Here is a 22,428-nt window from a genome sequence, read left to right as displayed (position 1 = left end):
GGAGTTGCGGGTTCCTGTCACATCGGCGTTCGCAGCAGGGTCTACTCCTACGAACCCGGTGGAAGGAACAGGACACGGTGGATGAGCTGACCGAGCGGTTCGAGCAGGAGCGGCCCCGGCTGCGAGCGGTCGCCTACCGGATGCTCGGTTCGGCGAGTGAAGCCGACGACGCCCTTCAGGAGGCTTGGCTGCGGTTCGACCGCACCGACATGACGGAGATCGAGAACGTCGGCGCCTGGCTGACGACCGTCGTCGCCCGGGTGTGCCTGTCGATGCTTCGCACGCGCCGCAACCACCGTGAGGAGCCTCTGGACGGGCAGCCCGAACCGGGTGAGGACCGCCGGGATCCCGAGCAGGAGGCGGAGCTGGCCGACACCGTCGGGCTGGCGCTGCTGGTGGTGCTCGACTCGCTGGGGCCGGCCGAGCGGGTCGCGTTTGTGCTGCACGACATGTTCGCCGTGCCGTTCGACGACATCGCGCCGATGATCGACAAGACCCCGGCGGCGACCCGGCAGCTCGCGAGCCGGGCCCGCCGCCGGGTCAAGGGCGGCGCCACGGCCGACGCGGATCTGCCCCGGCGGCGCAAGGTCGTGGAAGCGTTCCTGGCTGCGTCTCGCGGGGGCGATTTCGAAGCGCTGCTCGCGCTGCTCGATCCGGACGTGGTGCTGCACGCCGACCGGTTCGTCGGCCCGAGCCCGGCGCCGGTTGTGCTGCGTGGTGTCGAGAGTGTGCGCATGGGCGCGGTGCTGGCTTCCGAACGGGCCCGCGCCAGCGAACTCGCCCTGGTCGACGGCACGCCGGGCCTCCTCCTGGTACGCGAGGGACGGCTGGCGGTCGTCCTGTCGTTCCAGGTCGACGGCGACCGGATCACCGGCATCGAGGTCATCGCCGACCCGGAGCGGCTGCTGGGGTTGGAGCTGTCCGTCCTCGACTGACGCGGTCAGCCCAGCGCGGCGCGGAGGCGTGCTTCGCGCTCCGCCGGGGTCTGGCGGGGGCAGCTCACGCACTTCGGATTGCCGACTTCGTAGATCAGGCAGCACGAAGCGCGGCGCACGGCAGGCGTGCGTCCGACGTGCACGAAGCGAGGCTTCGGCAGGTCGAGCCCGATCGCGGCCACCAGCGGTTCGGCCAGGGCCAGGGCCCGCTCCGGATCCGGCGTCCACAGCAGCCGGTTGCCGATCGAGTCGGTGGCGATCGCACCCAGCGCGCGCTCGCGAGCCCCGGTGACGGCGGCGATCGTCGTGATGGCGGCGCCGAGCGTCCCGGCCAAGGCGGCGCCCAGCTCGGCCGGCCCGCCGGAGAGGCGGCGGGTGGACCGGGCGCCGAGGAACCGGCCATCGGCGACGAGGTCGAGTTCCATGGCGTCCAGGGCGGGGTCGGCCAGCACCAGACTGGCCGAAGGAGTGGCTGCTGGGGGACCGGCTGGTGCCGCAGCCGCTGAACGGTCGGCCGTGGCGAGGTCGGCCGGTGCCGCCGCGGTATCGGCCTGCGTCGGCCTCGCCGCGGAGAGACTCTCGGAGGCGGCCGACAGCTCCACCAGCCCGGCCGACACCGCCGCGGCCAGGCTTTCCACCGCCGGAGCCACCAGCACCGACGACAGCGAGTACCACCAGATCGTGCCCAGCACCTCCGGCCGCGCGCAGCCGTACAGCTTTGCCGCGCCGCCGATGCGGGCCCGGACCCACTCGGGGTCCGCGAGCCGGGTCGCTGAGACCGTCCAGTCGGGCTTCACGACCTCCAGCCTTCCAGAACCCCGCAGGACAGCCTCACAGCCGCCGGTAGGTGGAGACCGTGAACGACAGCGTCACGACCTGGGACTCACTCAGCGCGTCCAGGCGCTCCCGCCGGCCGCCGCGGTCCAGGTGGTGGGCTGCCGGGCCCATCTCGACCGCCTGGCGGACCTGGGCGGCCGTCAGCTCCACCTGGTGCCGGACCGGGGTGCGGGCCGTGCGGGCGAAGTACTCGCCGAGGGTGCCGTCCAGGCGCTCCTCCTTGCGGCCGTCGACCGCCAGCACCAGGTCACCCAGCTCGCCGAGGTGGTCCGGCGCGGGCGCCGCGACCACCAGCAGGCCGCCGGGGCGCAGGACGCGGTGGAACTCCGGCCCGTTGCGCGGCGCGAAGACGTTCAGCACCGCCGACGCCACCCCGTCGCCCACCGGCCACGGCTCCCACAGGTTCCACACCGCCGCGCCGAGCCGGGCGTGGGCGCGGGCCGCGCGGCGCAGGGCGACCGCCGAGACGTCCAGCGCGAGGCCGTGGGCGGACGGCACCTCGTCCAGGACGTGGGCCAGGTAATAGCCCGTGCCGGCGCCTGCGTCGATCACCAGGTCGTCGGCGTCCGCGCAGACCCGCGCCAGCTCGTCCGCGAGCGGCCGGTACGCGCCCGATGCCAGGAAGTCCGCGCGCGCGGCGACCATCGGGGCCGTGTCCGCCGTGCCGGCCGGGATTCGCGCGTGCAACAAGTTCACGTAACCCTGTCGCGCTAGATCGAACGAGTGGCCGTTCTCGCAACGCAGCGTGCGTCCGGCTGCCCCGATCGGGGTACCGCACACCGAACATCGCAACGCATCCACGACCCGGGGTGGCAGTGGGTCATTCCCGCGGTCGGCAGAGGTCATGGGGATATTCGACCACGACGTTTCGCAACCGGACACTCCAGCACAGGTCGCGGGAAACCTGGCCGTAACAACCGGGCGCGGACAGTTCACGCGGGTGAAACCTTGCGAGCCGTCCCGTGAAACACCGCGCGCCAAAACTGCCTTCGCATGAACCCAGGGCACGGGAGGACGATGTGCTGAACGCAGGAGACACCGCATGGGTATTGGCCAGCGCCGCGCTGGTCATGCTCATGACACCGGGACTGGCTTTCTTCTACGGCGGCATGGTCCGCGCGAAGAGCGTCCTGAACATGCTGATGATGAACTTCATCGCGCTGGCCGTCGTGGGGGTGCTGTGGGCCCTGTACGGGTTCACGATGTCCTTCGGCGACGACGCCTTCGGCGGGTTGCTCGGTAACTTCCACTTCGCCGGTCTCGAGAACACCTTCGGCAAGCTCGCCGGGTTCGCGACCGCCGCCACCGACACCAGCCCGGCGGTCGCCTGGCCGGGCTCGGACGGCCTGCCGATCCTTGCGTTCGTGATGTTCCAGCTGATGTTCGCGATCATCACGCCGGCGCTGATCTCCGGCGCCATCGCCGACCGCGCGAAGTTCTGGGGCTGGACGCTGTTCGTCGTCGTCTGGGTGACGATCGTCTACTTCCCGGTCGCGCACTGGGTGTTCTCCTTCAACGGCTTCGTCGGCGAGAACTCCGTCGGCGGCTGGATCGCCAACAACCTCAAGGCGCTCGACTTCGCCGGTGGCACCGCGGTCCACATCAACGCCGGCGCCGCGGGTCTCGCGCTGGCGATCGTGCTCGGCAAGCGCCGCGGCTGGCCGAAGGACACCGGCCGCCCGCACAACGTGCCGTTCGTCCTGCTGGGCGCGAGCCTGCTGTGGTTCGGCTGGTACGGCTTCAACGCCGGTTCGGCGCTGGCCGCCAACGACCTCGCCGCCGTCGCGTTCACGAACACCACCGTCGCCACCGCGGCCGCCGTCCTCGGCTGGCTGATCGTCGAGCAGCTGAAGTTCGGCAAGCCGACCACGCTCGGCGCGGCTTCCGGCGCGGTCGCCGGCCTGGTCGCCATCACCCCGGCGTGTGGTTTCGTGAGCCCGCTCGGCGCCATCGCGATCGGCCTCATCGCCGGTGTCCTCTGTGCGCTGGCCATCTCGCTCAAGTTCAAGTTCGGCTTCGACGACTCGCTCGACGTCGTGGGCGTCCACCTGGTCGGCGGTATCGTCGGCACGCTGCTGATCGGCTTCTTCGGCACCACCAGCGTCAACTCGCTGGGCGCCGACGGCCTGTTCTACGGCGGCGGGTTCACCCAGCTGGGTCGTCAGGCGATCGCCGCCGGTGCGGTGCTCGTGTACTCGTTCGTGCTGTCCTTCATCATCGGCTTCGTCATCAAGAAGCTGGGCGGCTTCCGCGTCAGCGCCGAAGACGAGGCGACCGGCATCGACGAGGCCCAGCACGCGGAGAGCGCGTACGACTTCACCGGGTTGTCCGGCGGCGGCCTCGGCTCGCCGTCCACCATCCCGGTCAAGTCCACTCCGGCTGCGAAACTCGAGGAGAGCAAGGCATGAAGCTCATCACGGCGATTGTGAAGCCGTTCACGCTCGACGACGTCCGCTCGTCGCTGGAGCAGCTGGGCGTGCTGGGCATGACGGTCAGCGAGGTCCAGGGGTACGGCCGCCAGAAGGGCCACACCGAGGTCTACCGCGGTGCCGAGTACTCGGTGGACTTCGTGGCCAAGCTGAAGATCGAGGTCGTCACCGACGACACCAACGTGGAGAAGGTGCTCGACGCCATCACCACGGCCGCGCACACCGGCAAGATCGGCGACGGCAAGTTGTGGGTGACGCCGGTCGAGACGGTCATCCGGGTACGGACCGGCGAGCGCGGCACGGACGCTCTATAGGCGTCCGGGATGGCCGACGGGGGCGAACTGGTCAAGGCCACCGAGCGTTTGCTCGAGGGCAGGCACGGGAGGCTGGGGGCGTCCGCACTGCGGGCGGCCCTGGTCGACCTCTACGAGTTCTGGCTGGGCAGGGGAGCCTCGGCGGCCGGCGTCGACACCGCGGAACCGGGTGTCGCGCTGGTCGCCGTGGGCGGGCTCGGCCGCCGGGAGCTGGTGCCGTTCTCCGATCTCGACCTGCTGCTGGTGCACAACGGCAACAGCGGCGTCGGCGAGATCGCGGACGCGCTCTGGTATCCCTTGTGGGACGCGAAAGTCGGGCTCGACCACTCGGTCCGGACGCCCGGTGAAGCGCTGAAGGTCGCTTCGGAGGACCTTCGGACGGCGATGGGCCTGCTCGACGCCCGGCACATCGCCGGGGATGCCGAGCTGACCGGCCGATTGGTGTCCGCGGCGCGCGACCAGTGGCGCCGCACCGCGCGCAAGCAGATCCCCGACATGACCGCTTCGGTCCGGCAGCGCTGGGCCCGCAGCGGGGAGATCGCGCAGTCGGCCGAGCCCGACCTCAAGCACGGCCGGGGCGGATTGCGGGACTTCGCCGTCCTGGAAGCGCTGGCCGCCGCGCAGCTCACCGCTCGTCCGGGCGAGGAACTGCTGACGGCCAAGGAACTCCTGCTCGACGTCCGGACCGAGCTGCGGCGCGAGATCCGGCGCGAACGGGACGTCCTGTCCGCGCCGGAGGCCGAGCTCGTGGCGTCCGAACTCGGCTTCGGTGACCGGTTCACCTTGGCCCGCAAGCTGTCCGGCGCCGGACGCACGATCGCGTACGCGCTGGACGTCGCACTGCGGTCCACTGTGGAGCCACCGAAGACGCGGTTCGGGCGGCGGCCGGCCCGCACCCCGCTCGCCGAAGGTGTGGTGCTGCACGGGAACGAGGTCTCGCTGGCCCGCGACGCCGTCCCGGCGAAGGACCCGGCGCTGCTGCTGCGGGTCGCCGCCGCGTCGGCGCGCACCGGCAAGCCGATCGCGCTCGGCACGCTCAAGGCGCTGGCCGAGTCGGCTCCCGAGCTGCGGGCGCCGTGGCCGTCCGACGCGCTGAACGCGCTGGTGGAGCTGCTGGGCGCGGGGGAGGGCCTGGTCGACGCGGTCGAGTCGCTCGACCGGACCGGGCTCTGGTCACGGCTGTTCCCCGAGTGGGGTGCGGTCCGCGACCTGCCGCCGCGCTCACCGGTGCACCAGTGGACGGTCGACCGGCACCTCGTGCGCACCTGCGTCGAGGCGGCCAAGCTGACCACCACGGTCTCGCGGCCGGACCTGCTGCTGATCGGCGCGCTGCTGCACGACATCGGCAAGGGCCGCGACGCCGACCACTCGGAGCTGGGCGCCAAGATCTCTGCCCAGGTCGCGGCCCGGCTGGGCCTCGACCCGGCCGACGCCACGACGGTGTCGTTGATGGTCCGCCACCACCTCCTGCTGCCGCACACCGCGACCCGGCGCGACATCAGCGAGCCGGCCACGGTTGGGCGGGTGGTGAAGACCCTGGACAGTGACCTCGTCCTGGTCGAGCTGCTGCACGCGCTCACCCAGGCCGACTCGCTGGCCACCGGGCCCGGCGTCTGGACGGACTGGAAGGCGCGGCTGCTCGCCGAGCTCGTCACCGGCTGCGAGGAAGTGCTGCGCGGCAAGGGGTTCACCGCGCCGTCGCCGATGGATTCCGAACAGCGGGAGCTCGTCGCGCAGGCAGTGGCGTCGGGCAACGGCGAGATCCGGATCAGCTCGCAGGGCAAGGTCGTCACGGTGCTGCTGGCCGTGCCGGCCCGCGCCGAGCTGCTGGCGCCCGCCGCGGGTGTGCTGGCGCTGAATTCGATGGAGGTGCACTCGGCGGTCCTGCGCGGGCACGACGGTGGCCGGGCCGGGGTGTTCACGGCGTCGCCGAAGTTCGGCTCACTGCCGGACGTGACGCTGTTGCGCGAGCAGTTCGCCCGCGCGGTTGCCGGCACCCTCCCGCTCACCCAGCGCCTGGCGGCGAAGGAACGCGACTACGGCTCGCCCGACGCGGCCACCGTCCCGCCGAAGGTCCTCTGGTTCGACGACGAGACGAGCGGCCCCGACACGGTGGTCCTCGAACTGCGCGCCGCCGACCGGATCGGCCTGCTGTTCCGGGTGGCGGGCGCCCTGCGCCGCTGTGACGCGGAGGTTCGCTGGGCGAAGGTCGCGACGCTGGGCGGCGCGGTGGTGGACTCGTTCGCGGTGACACCCCGCACCGGCCGCATCGAGCCGGGGTGGCGCCGGGAAGTCGAGCAGGCGGTGCTGGCCGCGGCTTCGTGAGTGGTCTCGCCTGAGCCGGGTCGTCGCCCGGCTCAGGCGAGCAGCGCCGCGGTGGTGGGCTGACCGAGCCACGTGTGCAGCGCGTCTTCCAGGCCCGGCCCGCCGGACCACACCACGTAGCCGTCCGGCCGGACGAGCTGCGGCTCGGCACCGGCGCGCGTCTCGACCCGGTCCGCCCACCCGTCCGGAAGCGCCGCACCGGCCAGCACGGCGCGGCCGTCGGCTGCGGCCGGAACGTCGGCGCGAGCGGACACCCCCGGATAGGTCAGCCCGATCCCCGAGATCTCCAGTGCGACCGCGTGCCGGGCCTCCGGGACCGCGAGCAGTCCCGTGACGATCTCCCGGACGGCCGCGGCGTCGGGATCCGGCACCCCGAGCACCGCCTGCGCCCGCGTGCTGAGCAGCACTCGCGCGGCGACCGGGTGGCGTTCGTCGTGGTAGCTGTCGAGCAGGCCGTCGGGAGCGTGCCCGCGGACCTGCGCCGCCAGCTTCCAGCCGAGGTTCACGGCGTCCTGCAGGCCCAGGTTGAGCCCCTGGCCGCCGACCGGGAGGTGGATGTGCGCGGCGTCGCCGGCGAACAGCACGCGGCTGTGGCGGTAGTGCTCCAGCTGTCGCGCAGCATCGCCGAAGCGTGACGCCCAAAGCACTTCGCCCACCTCGATCCCGGGGCCGTGCGCGGCGGTCAGGGCCCGCTGCACCTCGTCCGCCGTGACCGGCTCGTCGCGGCCGAGCCGTTGCTGCTCTTCGCCGAAGACGACGGTGCGATAGCGCCCGCCGGAAAGCGGCAGCAGGTAACCCGACGCCTGGGACGGCAGCTGCCAGCCGTCGGCCAGCCCGGTGGGCTTCGCGGCGAGCGTGACGTCGGCGACGACCAGCGAGATCCGCGCGGACGTGCCCGGGAACGCGGCGCCCAGCAGCGTCCGCACCGTGCTGTGCCCGCCGTCGGCCGCCACGAGCCAGCCGGCCCGGTGGTCGCGGCCGCCCGCGGTGACCGTGACGCCGTCGTCGTCCTGCGCCACGGCGGTGACGGCCGCGTCGCGCAGCACCGGGGTGCGCAGCCGCGCCTCGATGGCCGCCGCGACGTGCGCCTGCTCGACGCCGAGCTGGTACGGGAAGCGGGTCGGCAGGTCGGTGTAGCCGATCGGGAGCCCCGAGAAGTGCCCCGCGGGCAGCCGCACCTGGACGTGCGGCTCGATCGCGGCGAGCAGGCCACGCTCGGCCAGCACCTCGACCGACCGGGGCTGCAGGCCGAGCGCCTTCGACTGTGTCGTGGGCTGAGCGTCGCGTTCCAGGACCAGCACGTCGAGCCCGGCCCGCTCCAGCTCGAACGCGGCCAGCAGGCCGGTCGGGCCCGCGCCCGCGACCAGGACGTCAGGCATCGAGGTTCTCCTTCTTGAGGTACCAGAGGTGCCAGACGATCAGCGCGGCCAGCATGGCGAACCACTGCACGTTCGTGACCAGCGAGATGAGGTCGATCGGCAACGTGTAGACGAGCACGATGTGCGTGATCGCGCTGACCACCAGCACCCCGCCCCAGGCCGCGGTGTTGATCCGCAGACCGCGGCGGAACCGGGCATCGGTGTCCCAGCGGGCCGCCCACGCGTCCGCGCCCTCGGCGCCGCGCTTGACCTCGGCGATCGTGCGGCCGAGGGTCAGCTGGGCCGGCTTGCCGACGAAGACCGTGACCAGCATCCACGCGCCGAACAGGCCGCCCAGCGCGGCTGTCCAGCCTTCCCGGATGGCGAGGGTGCGCGGGTCGTCCGACAGCAGGCCGAGCACCACCGACAGCACCAGGACGCTGATCGTGACCAGAGCGATGAGGTCGACCTTGCGGTTGCGCACGACGGTCCACAGCACGTACGGCGCGGCCACCAGGACACCGGCCATCAGCGCCCACCACTGGCTGACGCCCGCCGCGCGCAAGCCGTAGAAGAGCGCCATCGGCACGAGCACTTCGAACACGACGTTCAGCACGTTGGCACGGACCACCCGGCGCAGGCCGGCGTCGGGCTCGGACTTCTGTTCGATCATCATTCGGATCCCCCAGCGGATTCGGGTGCGGTGGCCCGCACGTACAGGTCGGCGAGCTCACGGCCGATGCGCGCGAGCTCGGTGGGTTCGGGCACGGCGGCGGCCGCGGTGGCGACGACGGCGTCGAGGCCGGCGGTGAGGGCGAGCGCCGTGGTCCGGGCGTCGAGCGGCCCGAACGCCCCCGCTGCCTGTCCGGTGCGAAAGTGCTCTTCGAACAGCGCGAGCCGCCCGTTGACGCCGGCGCTCTGCGAACCGGCGTTCTTCACCAGGTCGATCAGCGCGCGGACTTCGGCCGGGTGCTCGCCGACGAGCTCGACGTTCGATTCGACGAAGGCACGCAGTTGCGCGACGTGCCCGACCGCGGCGTCGATGCGAGGCCCCATGAACGCCCCGGTGATCTCTTCGATCTCCGTGACGCACGCCGCGAGCAGGTCGTCCTTGCCCTTGAAGTGGTAGCTGATCATGCCGGTGCTCGACAGGCCGGCGTGCTTCGCGATCCGGCTGAACGACGCCTTGGCGTAACCGGCCTCGGCGATCACTTCGATCGCCGCCCGCACGATCTGGGCCCGCCGGCCGGACTCGGTGAACGTTCTTGCTCGCATGAGCAAAATTTAGCTCGCTCAAGCAAAAATGACAAGTCGCCTGGTCAGCGGTGGGAAAGAGGGGAGCGGGTCAGGCGGTCGCGGTGCCGTCGACCACTTGGTTGCGGCCCGCGTCCTTGGCTCGGTACAGGGCCTTGTCCGCCGCCTGAAGGAGCCGCTCGACGGCCGTGCCGCCGTCGGGGTAGGTCGCCACGCCGATGGACGCCGACAGGGCGCCGATGACGCGGACCTGGCTGCCGTCCTCGTACTCGACCTGGAGGCTCTCGATCGACGACCGGATGCGCTCGGCGACCGCGAGGACCGCTGCCGGGCCGATGTCGGGGAGCAGGACCACGAACTCCTCACCGCCGAAGCGGCCGACCGAGTCGTAGTCGCGGACCGCGCTCTTGATCGACGACGCCACGGCGCGCAGCACCGTGTCGCCCGCCAGGTGGCCGTGCGCGTCGTTGATCAGCTTGAAGTGGTCCAGGTCGATCATCAGCACGCCGAACGTGCTTCGTGTGCTGCGCTGCGCCCTGGCCAGCTCGCGCGACGCCAGCAGGTGCCAGCCGGTCGTGTTGAACAGGCCGGTCTTCTCGTCGGTCGTCGCGGCGATCTCCAGCTGCTTGATCAGCACCGCCCGGTGCAGCACCAGCAGCGGCGGCACGATCGCGACGGCGAGCGCGGGCAGCGTCGCCAGGGTCAACGCCGTGAGCAGGCCCAGGCAGAGCGTCGCGACCTCGAGGAGGTTGTCGCCGAGGCCACCGAAGAACGCCTTCACCGAACGCGTCGTGATCGTCAGCGCCGGGACGATCGTGATCGCCGAGACCAGGAAGTACGTGACCGCGGCGAGCGTGATGGCCGTGACGCCGCGCCAGCCCGACGTCAGCGCCGTGTACATGTCGCCGACGCCGAGCCGGGCGAGCACCAGCTCGGCCGAGTAGCACGTGACGACGACCAGCGTCGCGTTCAGCGTGGTCCGGAAGGGCGGGACGCGCTTCATCCGTGCGAGGCTGCGCGTCGCCAGGTGCAGGTAGAGGACGGCGATCAGGGCCGTGACGAGTGCGGGCGGCAGGAGCAGCACGCCGGCGAACGTCCAGACCGAGGTCAGGTTGATGTGCGGGGTGTCGGACACCAGCCGCCGGACGCGCTCGACCTGCCGGCCCAGCTCCGCCTGCAGCACGCCGAGGCCGGCGAGGACGCCGAAGACGACCAGGTCCCACGTGTGGACCGGCACCGCGACGGCGGTCCGGACGGTGGCCACGAGGGCCACGGACTCGATGAAGAGGCAGTAGAAGAGGAGCGACCCGCGCTGCCGCCAGAGGGTCCAGTGAGCAGGGTTCAGCGCCCCACGGATCCGGCCCACGCGGGGTTCGGCCGGACGGGCGCCGTCCATACTCAAGGCGGGTGCAACTCCCCTGGGTGATCCGACGATCCGCGTCCACTTCACCACATCGGGCGACCGCGATCGACGATTGCCACACGTTCGGAGCAGCGAAGGGAGACCGCCGTGCGCAACCGCGAATCCTGATCCGTCGCAGTCCGTCACCACGTCTGAAAGGAGCCTGTCGTGCGCAATCGCGAGTCCTGAACCCACGCCCGCCCGTCATCAGGTCCGGAAGGAGAACAGCCGTGCGCAACCGCGAGTCCTGACCACGCCGTGCACCCGAACCGATCCCAGTACGAGAGGGGAACGTCACCATGCGCAACCGTGAATCCTGAGGAGCCGCCGGCCCGGGTGGGGCCGCTCAGGCGGTCGCGCCGCCGTCGACCACGAGGTCGTGCCCCACGGTGAAGGCCGCTTCGTCCGAAGCCAGCCACAGCACCGCGGCGGCCACCTCGGCGGTGGCCCCCACCCGGCCCAGCGGAATCGCGTTCTTCAGCCGCGCGGCGCGGTCCGCGTCCGTCTCGCCGGGACGCAGCGACATGTCCGTGTCGGTCGCCCCCGGGCTGACCGCGTTGATGCGGACGCCGTCGGCGATGTGGTCGCGCGCCGCCGTGCGGGTCAGCGCGCTCACCGCGGCCTTCGACGCCGCGTAGGCCGCCATGTTCGGCAGCCGGCCGTGCACGCCGATGTTCGACGCGATGGTGACGATCGCGCCGCCGCCGTGCGCCCGCATGTGCGCGATCTCGTGCTTGAGGCACAACCAGGTGCCGGTGAGGTTCGTGCCGATCACCGCGCCGAAGTCCTCCTCGTCGAGGTCCGCCACCGGGGCCGGCGACCCGAGGATGCCTGCGTTGTTGACCGCGACGTCCAGCCCGCCGTGTCGCTCGACGACGGTGGAGACCATCCGAGCCACGTCTGCGGAGTCGGTCACGTCGACCGTCACCGCGCTCGCCGCGCCCCCGATCTCCTTCACCGCGGACGCCAGTCGCTGCTCGTCCCGGCCCGCGACGACGACCGTCGCGCCCTCGGCGGCGAACGCCTTCGCCGTCGTCAGCCCGATGCCCGAGCCGCCGCCGGTCACCAGGACGATCTTGCCCGCGAAGCGTGCCCCCATGTCTGCCTTCTTTCTGGTCCGATCAGTCTTGAATGAGTAGTCGCATCGCTTGCGAGACGGCCGCCTCGAGCCGGCTCGCCGCGTCATTGCCCTTGCCCAGGACACGCAGGCCCTGGAGCACCGTGAGCAGGAACCGGGCCAGCGCCGCCGGGTCGCTGCCGCCGGGGAGTTCGTGCTGCGCCTTCGCGCGTTCGAGCGCCATGGTGAGGGCGACCTCGAGGGTGTCCCAGCTGCGCTCCACGACGCGGGCGACCTCGGGGTCGCGGGGGAGCAGCTCGATCGCCGCGTTGACGACGAAGCAGCCGATGGGCCCGGCTTCGCCGAGGATGTCCGCGACGTAGCCCTCCAGAAGCCGGCGCACCGCGGGCACGCCGGGGCCCGGCTGGGAGAGGTCGGCCATGACCCGCGCGTCGGTCCGCTCTGCGTAGCGCTTCAACGCCGTCACGTAGAAGTCGTGCTTCGTGCCGAAGGTGGCGTAAAGGCTTGCCTTCGCGACGCCGAGGTGCGTAACGAGGTCGCTGACCGACGTCGCTTCGTAGCCCTGACGCCGAAACAGCGCAAGCGCGGCGTCGCACGCTTCGTCGACGTCGAACTCCTTCGCCCGGGACATGATCAAAATCCTAGCCTTATCGAGAACGATCGGTCAAATAAGTGGACGGCGGTGTGTCGTCTCCGATGACGCGGCGTGCGGTGGCACTATGGCTGCTCTGACCGGCCTGAGGGGGTGAGCGATGCAGGACCCGCCGCGGCTGACGCTGCCGCCGACGGTCGTCGCCACCCACCTGCGTTCCTGCGCCGAGGACCTCGCCGCGGGCCTGCGCACCGGTGGCCCGGGCGCCACCACCACCGAACTCACCGACGTCGTCGCGCAGCTGGTGGCCGGCCAGGAAGCGATCTCGCACGCGCTCGCCGGGCTTGCCGCCCGCGTCGAAGGCGGTTCGAACGCCCTCGCCGCGGCCCCGCCGCTGGACGTCGAGGTGGTCACCGAGGTGCTCCGCGCGGCGGCCATCGCGGCCAGGTGTTCGGCCGAAGCGCTCGACGAGGTCACGCCGTCGTTCGAATGTGTGAGCGAATCCGTCGCGCCTGACACCCGTTTGTAGCTGTCGGCACGCTCGGCCGCGTGGTTAGCCTGGGAGCTGCGGAGGTGGCTCGCATGCGCGCAGTGTGGACGGGCACGATCGGGTTCGGCGACTACGCCGTTCCGGTGAAGGCGTACAGCGCCACCGAGGAGCACGAGATCCCGCTGCACCAGGTGCACGAAGCCGACGGCGGCCGCGTCCGGGTGAAGCGCGTTTGCGAGGTCGACGGCGAAGAGGTCCCGCCCGAGGAGATGGTCCGCGGTTACCCCGTGCCCGGCGGTGACGTCGTGCTGCTGTCGGACCACGAGCTCGCGTCGCTCCCGATGCCCGCCCGCACGATCGCCATCCGCGGCTTCGCCCCGGCGGCCGACGTGGACCCCATCTGGTTCGCGAAGAGCTACTACCTCGAACCCGAGCCGGCGGGCACGAAGCCGTACGTGCTGTTCAGCGAGGCGCTGCAGCAGTCCGGCCGGATCGCGCTGGTCACCGTCGCGCTTCGGCGTCGCGAGACGCTCGGTGCGCTGCGCGTGCGCGACCAGGTGATCGTCCTCGAGACGATGCTGTGGCCCGACGAGGTGCGCACCCCCGACTTCCCGTTCCAGCACACCGACGTCGACATCCGGCCCGGCGAGCTGCGCCGCGCGGTGAACCTCGTCGAGGAGCTGACCGGCGAGTTCGACCCCGGCGAGGTGCCCGACCGGTACCGTGAAGCGCTCCAGGCGTTGATCCGGTCGAAGATCGACGGCGCCGAGGTCGTCCAGCCGACGGCCGCCGAGCAGGCGGAAGGTGTCACCCGGCTGCTGGCGGCGCTGCAGGACAGTGCCTCCGAAGCGGAGGACGCGCGCAACGCGGCCGTCGCGAAGGCCAAGGCTGCCGCTTCGAGGGCGGCGAAGGCGCGTACGACGGCGAAGCGAGCCGCGACGCGCAGCCGTGGACGCACGAAGACGTCCGGCTGAGTATTACTACCCACGGGTAATTGAGGGTTCTCCCACTGCTGGCCGGGTCCCCGGCGCGGCAGACTTCCTTCTGCCGGCGGATACCGGATCGCCGGCAAGGGGGGAATGACCGGACGGCCCCTGGGGAGGTGAGCCGTCCGGGCACCAGGGTTCCGGGGCGGGCCGAGGGAGGAGCGGCCCGTGCCGGAACCCGTGTTCGCACCGCGGGGAGGCGGTGTGAGCGAAGGGGGTGTCTTGAAGGTCGCCGCGGAGAGGTCGAGGGGTCTCCGCGGCGGCTTTCAGGCGTCCGCGACCCGCATCAGCAGCTCCGACGCCAGCTTCAGCAGCTGCCGTTCGGTCGGCGACAGCGTCGACTCCAGTGCGCCCGCCAGCCAGCGTTCGCGCTGGATGCTGTAGTGCCGCAGCACCATCAGGCCGTCCGGGGTGATGCTGATCAGCGACCGGCGGCCGTCCTCCGGGTCGGTCGTGCGGGTGACGAGCTCACGTTCGGTCACCCAGGCGAGGATCCGGGTCAGCGACTGCGGCTGCAGCCGTTCCGCCTCGGCCAGCTCGGTCGGCGTGTGCGTGCCCGCCCGGTAGAGCCGGCTCAGCACCGCCAGCACCGCCGGGCCGGGGCCGTTCGGGTCGCGCTCGGCGCGCATCCGCCAGTTCAGCCGTCCGACCCCCTCGCGGACCCGCCACGCCAGATCGGCCAGCTCGGGGTCCGCGCTGACGGGCGAGGCGACGTCGGGTTCGGGCTGCATGAGCCCAGATTAGGCGGTTCCGCGGACCAGCCGGGCATAACGCCCGTCGCGCGCCAGCAGCTCCTCGTGCGTCCCGCGTTCGGCGATCCGGCCCTCGTGCAGCACCACGATCTGGTCGGCGTGCTCCACAGTGGACAGCCGGTGCGCGATCGTCAGCGTGGTGCGGCCGGCGGCGAGCCGGTCGAGCTCGGCCTGCACCGAGCGCTCGGTGCGGGTGTCGAGCGCGCTGGTCGCCTCGTCGAGGATGAGCACGGGCGGGTTGCGCAGCAGGATCCGGGCGATCGCCATCCGCTGCTTCTCGCCGCCGGAGAAGCGGTAGCCGCGCTGGCCGACGACGGTGTCGTAACCCTCGGGCAGCCCGGCGAGCGTGTCGTGGATGTGCGCGGCCTTCGCGGCGGCTTCGATCTCCTCGTCGGTCGCGTCCGGCTTCGCGAACCGCAGGTTCTCCCGCACGGTGTCGTGGAACAGGTACGTCTCCTGCGACACCATCCCGACGCCGGCGGCGAGCGAGGCGAGCGTCACGTCGCGGACGTCGGTGCCGTCGATCTCCACGGATCCGCTGCTCACCTCGTACAGCCGGGCCACCAGGTACGCGAGCGTCGTCTTGCCCGAGCCGGTCGAGCCGACGAGCGCCGTCGTGGTCCCGGCCGGGACGTCGAGGGTGATGTCTTCCAGGGTGAGCGGGCCGTCCTCGTCGTAGCGGAAGGAGATGCCGCGCATCGCGACGTCGCCTCGCCGTACTTCCAGCGTGCCCGCGTCCGGCTTGTCGCTGATCTCCACCTGCAGGTCCAGCACCTCGAAGATCCGCCCGAACAGCGCCTTCGACGTCGCCACGTTCTGCCCGATCGTCTGCATCGCGCTGGCCGGCGCGACCAGCCGGTTGAGCATGCTGGTGAACGCCACCACGGTGCCGAGCGAGATCGGCGACGCGCCGCCCGCCAGCGCCAGGCCGGCGATCCAGTAGACGAGCGCGGGGATGACGGTCAGGCTCATCCCGCGTGACGCGATCTGCCAGCGCCCGGCCAGCGCGGCGGCCCGCTCGAGCGTCGCGATCTCCCGCGACTCGGCGCCGAAGCGCTCGCGCATCGCCCGCTCGTTGCCCATCGTCTTGGCGAGCAGCACGCCGGTGACCGAGAGGGACTCTTCGACCATCGTCGTCAACCTCGCCATCCGCCGTGTCCGGCCGCGGGCCAGGTTCCGCCGCCGCTTGCCGAGCCGCAGCGTGAACAGCAGGAACAGCGGGACGACGATCAGCGACAGCAGCGCGAGCTGCCAGTCGAGCACGACGAGCGCCACGGTGATCGCGATGGTCGTGGTCGCGTTCTGCACCACCGAGCCGGCGGTCGTGGTGATGACGTTGTCGACACCGCCGATGTCGTTGAAGACCCGCGAGAGCACTTCGCCGCTCTTCGTCCGCGTGAAGAACCCGAGCGACATCCGCTGCAGGTGGCCGTAGACCGAGACGCGCAGCTCGTTCATCACCCGCTGCCCGATCGTGTTGGACAGACCGGTGGTGGCGACGCCGAGGGAGCCGCTGCCGACCGCGCAGACGATCATCCCCGCGGCGAGCAGGCTGATCAGGAGCGTGTCGCGGTGGGGGAGGGCGTCGTCGAGGATCTCGCGCAGGAGGAACGGCGAGACGACGCCGAGCCCGGCCTGCACGACGATCAGCGCGAACAGCGCGGTGAGGGGCACGCGGTGCGGGCGGAACAGGCCGGCGATCCGCCGGAGGGAGACCGGCTCGTCGGTGTCGACGGCCGGTTCGGCGAGGGACGGCCGGGGTCTGGTCGCGGAAGTCATACACGTATGTTTACCGAATCGGCGGACGCAAGCCAGCGAATATCCCCAGGTAAAGCCAATTTTACCGAGTTTCGCGTGCATAGTACTAAACGTATGTGTACTACTCGCGTGCGCGACCTTCGCGTACCCGCAAGGTGTGGGAGCCGGAGCGACTACCCTCGGAGGGGCCGGCCCGGTCCGGCGCGCCACTCTCGACCCAGCTGGAGCGTGCACACCCGTGTTCGACACCCTCTCCGATCGGCTCACCGCCGCCCTTCAGACGCTCACGCGCAAGGGCAGGCTGTCCGACGCCGACATCGACGCCACCGCGCGCGAGATCCGCATCGCGCTGCTGGAGGCCGACGTCGCCCTCGGCGTGGTCAAGACCTTCATCGCGAGGATCAAGGAACGGGCGAAGGGGGCCGAGGTCTCCCAGGCGCTCAACCCCGCGCAGCAGGTCGTCAAGATCGTCAACGAGGAGCTCGTCGGGATCCTCGGCGGCGAGACCCGGCGGCTCAACCTGGCCAAGACCCCGCCGACCGTGATCATGCTCGCCGGTCTGCAAGGTGCCGGTAAGACGACGCTCGCGGGCAAGCTCGCGCTGTGGCTGAAGAAGCAGGGCCACGCGCCGATGCTGGTCGCCTGCGACCTCCAGCGCCCGAACGCCGTGACGCAGCTGCAGGTCGTCGGCGAGCGCGCCGGCGTCGTCACCTTCGCGCCCGAGCCGGGCAACGGCGTCGGCGACCCGGTGGACGTCGCGCGCCGCGCCATCGCCGAGGCCAAGCACGCGCAGCACGACGTCGTCGTGGTCGACACCGCGGGCCGCCTGGGTGTCGACGAAGAGCTGATGAAGCAGGCCGCGGACATCCGCGACGCCGTCCAGCCGGACGAGACCCTGTTCGTCGTCGACGCGATGATCGGCCAGGACGCCGTCACCACGGCCGAGGCGTTCCGCGACGGCGTCGGCTTCAGCGGCGTCGTGCTCACCAAGCTCGACGGTGACGCCCGCGGTGGTGCCGCGCTGAGCGTCCGCGAGGTCACCGGCCAGCCGATCCTCTTCGCCTCCAACGGCGAGAAGCTCGAGGACTTCGACACCTTCCACCCGGACCGGATGGCGTCGCGGATCCTCGGCATGGGTGACGTGCTGACCCTGATCGAGCACGCCGAGCAGGCCTTCGACCAGGACCAGGCCGAGAAGGCCGCGGCGAAGCTGTCCAGCGGCCAGCTGACCCTGGAGGACTTCCTCGAGCAGATGCTCGCGGTCCGCAAGATGGGCCCGATCGGCAACCTGCTCGGCATGCTCCCGGGTGCCGGCCAGATGAAGGACCAGCTGGCCCAGGTCGACGACAAGCACCTGGACAAGCTGCAGGCGATCATCCGCGGCATGACCCCGGCCGAGCGGGACGACCCGAAGATCATCAACGGCTCGCGCCGGCTGCGCATCGCCAACGGCTCCGGCGTCACCGTCCGCGAGGTCAACGACCTGGTCAACCGGTTCTTCGAGGCCCGCAAGATGATGGCCCAGATGGCCGGCCGGTTCGGCTTCGGCGGCGGGGGCGGCGGCTCCAAGTCGCGCAAGGGCAAGAAGGGCAAGAAGGGCCGCGGCCCGACCCAGCCCAAGGTCCGCGGCGGCTTCCCCGGCGGCGGCATGCCGATGCTGCCCCCCGGCGGCCAGATGCCGGGCGGCATGCCCGACCTGTCGCAGCTCGGCGGCATGAACGACGTCCCGGGCTTCGACCCGTCGAAGTTCAAGCTGCCGAAGAACCCCAAGGACAATTGAGCACCGCGCTCCACGTCGCCGGGGTGATCCTGCCCGGCGGCGAGCCCGGGGAGTTCTGGGTTCGTGACGGCCGGATCTCGTTCGAGCCGGTGCCGGGCGCCGAGACGCTGGGCCGGGACGGCTACCTGGTGCCCGGCCTGGTCGACGCGCACTGCCACCCCGGCATCGGCGTCGGCGGGCCGGTCTCGCTCGAGGAAGCAGCGGCCCAGGCCGTGGCCGACCGGGACGCGGGCACGCTGCTCATCCGCGACTGCGGCCTGCCGATCGACGTCCGGCCGCTGCAGCAGCGCGCGGACCTGCCGACGATCATCCGCGCCGGCCGGCACCTCGCGCTGACCAAGCGCTACGTCCCGGGGCTCGGCATCGAGCTGGACGACCCGGCGCAGCTGCCCGCCGCGGTCGCCGACCAGGCTCGCGACGGCGACGGCTGGGTCAAGCTGGTGGGGGACTGGATCGACCGCGGCGCCGGCGACCTCGCGCCGCTGTGGCCGGACGACGTCCTGGCCGAAGCGGTCAAGGTCGCGCACGACCACGGCGCCCGCGTCACCGCGCACGTGTTCGGCGAAGCCGCGCTGCCGGGGCTGATCGCGGCCGGCATCGACTGCCTCGAGCACGGCACCGGTCTGAGTGCCGGCCAGCTCGAGGAACTGGCGCACCACGACGTCGCGCTGGTGCCGACCCTGATCAACATCGAGAACTTCCCGGGCATCGCGGACAAGGCGGGCAAGTACCCGGCCTACGCGGCGCACATGCGGGCGCTGCACGCCGGCGTCGGCGAGATGGTCGCCACGGCCGTCGAAGCGGGCGTACGCGTCTTCGCGGGCAGTGACGCGGGCGGCATGGTCGAGCACGGCCGGCTCGTCGACGAGATCGAGGCCCTGCACCGCGCGGGCATGACCCGGGAGCAGGCCCTCGCGAGTGGCTCCTGGGCGGCCCGCGACTGGCTCGGTCATCCGGGCATCAGCGACGGCGCACCCGCCGACCTGCTCGTCTACCCGAGCGATCCGCGCGAGGACCTGGGCGTCCTCCGGCATCCGCGGCACATCGTGCTCGGCGGTGTGGTGTACGGGTAGACCCCGCTTTTTTCCTTACGGGGTCGGCACTTTAGCGTTGGGGCCGTGACGGACGACGACGGCGCACGGCGCGTGCTGGGGGCGCACTGGTGTTTCGTGGCGTTCTTGGCCGGGATCGCCGGTTACTACCTGATCAACCTCGTCATCGCCGCGGCGGTCAACCGCAACGTCGGTGAGTTCGACCCCCTGGAGCTGCGCGACATCGGCCCGCTCCTGCTCCTGGCGTTCGTGCCCAACCTCCTGCTCGGGCTCGGCCCGGCGGTGGGCTCGTGGCTCTGGGGCCACGGGCTGCGTGCCGACTTCGGCCTCAAACCGACCTGGCGCGACGTCCGGATCGGCCTCGCCTGCGGGGTGCTCGCGCTGGTCGCCGGGTACGGGCTCAACCTGATGCTGATCGCGGTCTACGGCGCCGACGACGTCTCCGACAGCCCGCTGACCGACCTCGCCGACACCTTCGACGGCGACACCGTCTGGCTGGTGCTCGCCGCGGTGATCGTCATCGCCGGCGCGCCGATCACCGAGGAGCTGCTGGTCCGCGGCACCCTGTGGAACGCGCTGTCGTTCCACCGGATCCCGCCGTGGGTGGTGCTCGTGGTGACGGCGCTGGTGTTCGCCCAGCTGCACGGCGAGCCGACCCGCACCATCGCGCTGTTCGGCCAGGGCATCGCGATCGGGCTGGCCCGGCACCTGTCCGGCCGGGTGAGCGCCGGGGTGATCGCGCACGCGGCGAACAACCTGCCGCCCGCGGTCCTGCTCTTCGTCGCGCACTGACGTTGCGATGATCGATGGACAGTAGTCGGACGGATACTGTGTGATCACCTTCCGGCGGCTAGGCTCGGGGCAGGAGCCGAGCGATCGCGGAGGGCAGGCGTGACCACTTCCCAGCCTCGGGACCCGGCTCCCGACGCGTTGCCCGAGCCCGAGGAGCCCGCGGCGGCCGCCTTCCTCCCGGCCGCGCCGCGGCACCGGTGGGGGTTCGGGGCGTTCCTGCTGGTCGAAGTCGTCCTGCTGTCGTCCGCGGCGTTCGTGTCGGTGCTGGTCGGCGACACCGGCCCCGGCCCGCTGCCGATCCGGGTCGTGCTGCTCGGCACCATGCTGCCGACGATGATCGCGGCCGCCGTCGCGGTGCTGATCACCTACGTGCGCGGCAACGGGCCGGTGATCGACCTGCGGCTCGAGTGGCGCTGGGCCGACGTCAAGACCGGCTTCCGGTACGGCTGCGTCGGGCTCGTCTTCACCACCCTCGGCGCCTACCTCTGGACGCAGCTGGTCGGCGACGCCAACGCGACGTCGGCGATCAGCGCGCTGGTCGAGGACCGCAAGATGTCGGTTTCGGCGGCCGTGGTGATGTTCGTCTACCTGTGGCTGCTCGGCCCGATCTGCGAAGAGGTCATCTACCGCGGCCTGCTCTGGGGCGCCGCGGAACAGCTGCAGTGGCGCAGCGAACGCTGGGCCGGCGCGGCGGCCTTCCTGCTGTCGACGGCGGTGTTCGCGGCCAGCCATCTCGAGCCGTTGAGGACGACGTTGCTGCTGGTCATCGCGATCCCGATCGGCCTGGCCCGGCTGGTCACCGGACGGCTGCCCGGCAGCATCGTCGCGCACCAGGTGAACAACTTCCTCCCGGCGCTCACCATCCTGCTCGGCGCGCTCGGGGTGGCCTCTTTCTGAGCCTCTTTCCGGGCCCGCCGACGCCGTCTGGCAGAATGGCACACTGCCTGCTTCCGCCGGACCCTCTCACCGTGCGAAAGCTCTGACCTCCGGGTGCCCGCGTCCGTGTCCCCACTCGGCCCGCGTGCGCCCAGCCCAGCACCAGAGAGATTCGAGGAGAACCCACACCCGTGGCCGTCAAGATCAAGCTGCAGCGCCTCGGCAAGATCCGTGCGCCGTACTACCGCATCATCGTCGCCGACGCGCGCACCCGCCGGGACGGCAAGGCCATCGAGACGATCGGCAAGTACCACCCGAAGGAAGAGCCGAGCCTCATCGAGGTCGTCTCCGAGCGCGCGCAGTACTGGCTGGGTGTCGGCGCGCTGCCGACCGAGCCCGTCCAGCGCCTGCTCGAGATCACCGGTGACTGGCAGAAGTTCAAGGGCCTGCCGGGCGCCGAGGGCACCCTGAAGGTGGCCGAGCCGAAGCCGTCCAAGCAGGACCTGTTCAACGCGGCCCTGGCCGCGGCCGGCGAGGAGCCCTCCACCGAGGCCACCACGCCGAAGAAGAAGTCCGCCCCGAAGAAGGCCGAGGCCGAGAAGGCCGAAGCCGCCGAGGGTGAGAAGGCCGAGTGAGCTTTCTGGCTGACTCCCTCGAGCACCTGGTGCGCGGAATCGTCGACAACCCGGACGAGGTCCGGGTCGAGCTGCTGACCACGCGCCGTGGCCGGACGCTCGAGGTGCACGTGCACCCCGACGACCTCGGCAAGGTGATCGGCCGGGGTGGTCGCACCGCGACCGCTTTGCGCACCGTCATGGGCGGCATCGGTGGCCGCGGCGTCCGCGTGGACGTCGTCGACACCGACCGCTGAGCCGGTCTTTCACAGAACGGTCAAGATGGACGTCGTAGTCGGCCGCATCGCCAAGGCGCACGGAATCCGCGGGGAGCTCGCGGTGGACGTGCGCACGGATTCACCGGACCAGCGGTTCAAGGTCGGTGCGGCCGTCACGACGAAGCTGCGTGACGGCAGCAGCAGGGAACTCACCATCGCAGCCGCCCGCGATCACAGCGGGCGGCTGCTGGTGCGTTTCGAGGAGGTCCTGACCCGCGACGTCGCCGAGACGCTGCGGGGCGCCCTCCTGCTCGCCGACACCGACACGCTGTCGCCCACCACCGACCCGGACGAGTTCTACGACCACGAGCTGGCCGGCCTGCGGGCCGAACTGCTCGACGGGACCGTCGTGGGCAAGGTCGTCGAGATCGTCCACTCGCCCGGCGGCGAGCTCCTGCAGCTGGACGTCGAAGGCCGCGAGGTCTTGGTGCCGTTCGTCCGGGCGATCGTCCCCACCGTGGACGTCGCGGGCGGCCGGGTCGTGCTCGACCCGCCCGAGGGCCTGCTCGACGCCGAATGAGGGGGA

The 22,428-nt window shown here is 71.5% G+C and carries 23 protein-coding genes; 13 read left to right on the top strand and 10 right to left on the bottom strand.

Features of this window, described 5'->3' with window-relative positions:
- Positions 1 to 77 precede the first annotated feature (77 nt).
- The gene (locus ACIA5G_RS27555; RefSeq protein ID WP_395928163.1) at positions 78 to 935 is read left to right on the top strand and encodes a sigma-70 family RNA polymerase sigma factor; all 858 of its coding nucleotides are present in this window, start codon (positions 78 to 80) and stop codon (positions 933 to 935) included.
- 5 nt (positions 936 to 940) lie between these two features.
- Here ACIA5G_RS27555 and ACIA5G_RS27550 read toward each other — a convergent pair whose 3' ends face one another.
- Together ACIA5G_RS27550 and ACIA5G_RS27545 are read right to left on the bottom strand one after the other, a co-directional pair.
- The gene (locus tag ACIA5G_RS27550; RefSeq protein WP_395928161.1) at positions 941 to 1,732 is read right to left on the bottom strand and encodes a (2Fe-2S)-binding protein; all 792 of its coding nucleotides are present in this window, start codon (positions 1,730 to 1,732) and stop codon (positions 941 to 943) included.
- A gap of 34 nt (positions 1,733 to 1,766) precedes the next feature.
- Complete coding sequence (locus ACIA5G_RS27545) at positions 1,767 to 2,618, bottom strand: putative RNA methyltransferase (protein WP_395928159.1); 852 nt, start codon at positions 2,616 to 2,618, stop codon at positions 1,767 to 1,769.
- A gap of 173 nt (positions 2,619 to 2,791) precedes the next feature.
- Between ACIA5G_RS27545 and ACIA5G_RS27540 the strand changes: the two genes are divergently transcribed.
- From ACIA5G_RS27540 to ACIA5G_RS27530, 3 genes are read left to right on the top strand one after another with little or no spacing between them, the layout of a single operon-like run.
- Positions 2,792 to 4,180 (top strand): ammonium transporter, encoded by a 1,389-nt coding sequence (locus ACIA5G_RS27540; RefSeq protein WP_395928157.1) that lies wholly within the window; start codon positions 2,792 to 2,794, stop codon positions 4,178 to 4,180.
- Entirely contained in the window at positions 4,177 to 4,515 is a 339-nt protein-coding gene (locus ACIA5G_RS27535; RefSeq protein ID WP_395928155.1) for a P-II family nitrogen regulator, read from the top strand. Before ACIA5G_RS27540 ends, ACIA5G_RS27535 begins: the two co-directional genes overlap by 4 nt.
- A 9-nt stretch (positions 4,516 to 4,524) precedes the next feature.
- Positions 4,525 to 6,840 carry a [protein-PII] uridylyltransferase gene (locus ACIA5G_RS27530; protein WP_395928153.1) on the top strand — a complete coding sequence of 772 codons (2,316 nt, stop codon included), beginning with the start codon at positions 4,525 to 4,527 and terminating at the stop codon, positions 6,838 to 6,840.
- A gap of 32 nt (positions 6,841 to 6,872) precedes the next feature.
- On the opposite strand, the gene ACIA5G_RS27525 is transcribed toward ACIA5G_RS27530, so the two are convergent.
- From ACIA5G_RS27525 to ACIA5G_RS27500, 6 genes are all read right to left on the bottom strand, one after another.
- Entirely contained in the window at positions 6,873 to 8,219 is a 1,347-nt protein-coding gene (locus ACIA5G_RS27525) for an FAD-dependent oxidoreductase (RefSeq protein WP_395928151.1), read from the bottom strand.
- Positions 8,212 to 8,874 (bottom strand): VC0807 family protein, encoded by a 663-nt coding sequence (locus ACIA5G_RS27520; protein WP_395928149.1) that lies wholly within the window; start codon positions 8,872 to 8,874, stop codon positions 8,212 to 8,214. Before ACIA5G_RS27520 ends, ACIA5G_RS27525 begins: the two co-directional genes overlap by 8 nt.
- A complete protein-coding gene (locus tag ACIA5G_RS27515) occupies positions 8,871 to 9,473 on the bottom strand; it encodes a TetR/AcrR family transcriptional regulator (protein WP_395928147.1) in 603 nt (200 codons plus the stop codon). Before ACIA5G_RS27515 ends, ACIA5G_RS27520 begins: the two co-directional genes overlap by 4 nt.
- A gap of 70 nt (positions 9,474 to 9,543) precedes the next feature.
- Positions 9,544 to 10,848 carry a diguanylate cyclase gene (locus tag ACIA5G_RS27510; protein WP_395929241.1) on the bottom strand — a complete coding sequence of 435 codons (1,305 nt, stop codon included), beginning with the start codon at positions 10,846 to 10,848 and terminating at the stop codon, positions 9,544 to 9,546.
- Between the two features lie 352 nt (positions 10,849 to 11,200).
- Complete coding sequence (locus ACIA5G_RS27505) at positions 11,201 to 11,953, bottom strand: SDR family NAD(P)-dependent oxidoreductase (RefSeq protein WP_395928145.1); 753 nt, start codon at positions 11,951 to 11,953, stop codon at positions 11,201 to 11,203.
- A gap of 22 nt (positions 11,954 to 11,975) precedes the next feature.
- Positions 11,976 to 12,563, bottom strand: a complete 588-nt coding sequence (locus ACIA5G_RS27500) for a TetR/AcrR family transcriptional regulator (RefSeq protein WP_395928143.1) — start codon at positions 12,561 to 12,563, stop codon at positions 11,976 to 11,978.
- A gap of 121 nt (positions 12,564 to 12,684) precedes the next feature.
- Between ACIA5G_RS27500 and ACIA5G_RS27495 the strand changes: the two genes are divergently transcribed.
- Both ACIA5G_RS27495 and ACIA5G_RS27490 read left to right on the top strand, forming a co-directional pair.
- Positions 12,685 to 13,053 carry a hypothetical protein gene (locus ACIA5G_RS27495; RefSeq protein ID WP_395928141.1) on the top strand — a complete coding sequence of 123 codons (369 nt, stop codon included), beginning with the start codon at positions 12,685 to 12,687 and terminating at the stop codon, positions 13,051 to 13,053.
- Positions 13,054 to 13,106: 53 nt separating this feature from the next.
- Positions 13,107 to 13,988: a Ku protein gene (locus ACIA5G_RS27490; protein ID WP_395928139.1), complete on the top strand. Its 882-nt coding sequence runs from the start codon at positions 13,107 to 13,109 to the stop codon at positions 13,986 to 13,988.
- Between the two features lie 278 nt (positions 13,989 to 14,266).
- Here ACIA5G_RS27490 and ACIA5G_RS27485 read toward each other — a convergent pair whose 3' ends face one another.
- Positions 14,267 to 14,731: a MarR family winged helix-turn-helix transcriptional regulator gene (locus ACIA5G_RS27485; protein ID WP_395928137.1), complete on the bottom strand. Its 465-nt coding sequence runs from the start codon at positions 14,729 to 14,731 to the stop codon at positions 14,267 to 14,269.
- A gap of 9 nt (positions 14,732 to 14,740) precedes the next feature.
- Positions 14,741 to 16,531, bottom strand: a complete 1,791-nt coding sequence (locus tag ACIA5G_RS27480) for an ABC transporter ATP-binding protein (protein ID WP_395928135.1) — start codon at positions 16,529 to 16,531, stop codon at positions 14,741 to 14,743.
- 217 nt (positions 16,532 to 16,748) lie between these two features.
- Between ACIA5G_RS27480 and ffh the strand changes: the two genes are divergently transcribed.
- From ffh to rimM, 7 genes are all read left to right on the top strand, one after another.
- Positions 16,749 to 18,290 carry a signal recognition particle protein gene (gene ffh / locus ACIA5G_RS27475; protein WP_395928133.1) on the top strand — a complete coding sequence of 514 codons (1,542 nt, stop codon included), beginning with the start codon at positions 16,749 to 16,751 and terminating at the stop codon, positions 18,288 to 18,290.
- A complete protein-coding gene (locus tag ACIA5G_RS27470; protein WP_395928131.1) occupies positions 18,287 to 19,363 on the top strand; it encodes an amidohydrolase family protein in 1,077 nt (358 codons plus the stop codon). The genes ffh and ACIA5G_RS27470 overlap by 4 nt, the downstream gene beginning before the upstream one ends.
- Positions 19,364 to 19,408: 45 nt before the next feature.
- On the top strand, positions 19,409 to 20,134 hold the full coding sequence (locus tag ACIA5G_RS27465; protein ID WP_395928129.1) for a lysostaphin resistance A-like protein: 726 nt from the start codon (positions 19,409 to 19,411) through the stop codon (positions 20,132 to 20,134).
- Between the two features lie 99 nt (positions 20,135 to 20,233).
- Positions 20,234 to 21,031, top strand: a complete 798-nt coding sequence (locus tag ACIA5G_RS27460) for a lysostaphin resistance A-like protein (protein WP_395928127.1) — start codon at positions 20,234 to 20,236, stop codon at positions 21,029 to 21,031.
- A gap of 170 nt (positions 21,032 to 21,201) precedes the next feature.
- Entirely contained in the window at positions 21,202 to 21,645 is a 444-nt protein-coding gene (gene rpsP / locus ACIA5G_RS27455; RefSeq protein ID WP_395928125.1) for a 30S ribosomal protein S16, read from the top strand.
- Complete coding sequence (locus tag ACIA5G_RS27450) at positions 21,642 to 21,881, top strand: RNA-binding protein (RefSeq protein ID WP_003103110.1); 240 nt, start codon at positions 21,642 to 21,644, stop codon at positions 21,879 to 21,881. The genes rpsP and ACIA5G_RS27450 overlap by 4 nt, the downstream gene beginning before the upstream one ends.
- 25 nt (positions 21,882 to 21,906) lie before the next feature.
- Positions 21,907 to 22,422, top strand: a complete 516-nt coding sequence (gene rimM / locus ACIA5G_RS27445; protein ID WP_395928123.1) for a ribosome maturation factor RimM — start codon at positions 21,907 to 21,909, stop codon at positions 22,420 to 22,422.
- The last annotated feature ends 6 nt before the right edge of the window (positions 22,423 to 22,428 follow it).

The sequence above is a fragment of the Amycolatopsis sp. NPDC051758 genome (genome assembly GCF_044453095.1).
In the GTDB taxonomy this organism is placed as follows: Bacteria; Actinomycetota; Actinomycetes; order Mycobacteriales; family Pseudonocardiaceae; genus Amycolatopsis.
Note: the sequence above shows the minus strand (reverse complement) of the source record. Positions and strands in the feature narration are given on the sequence as shown.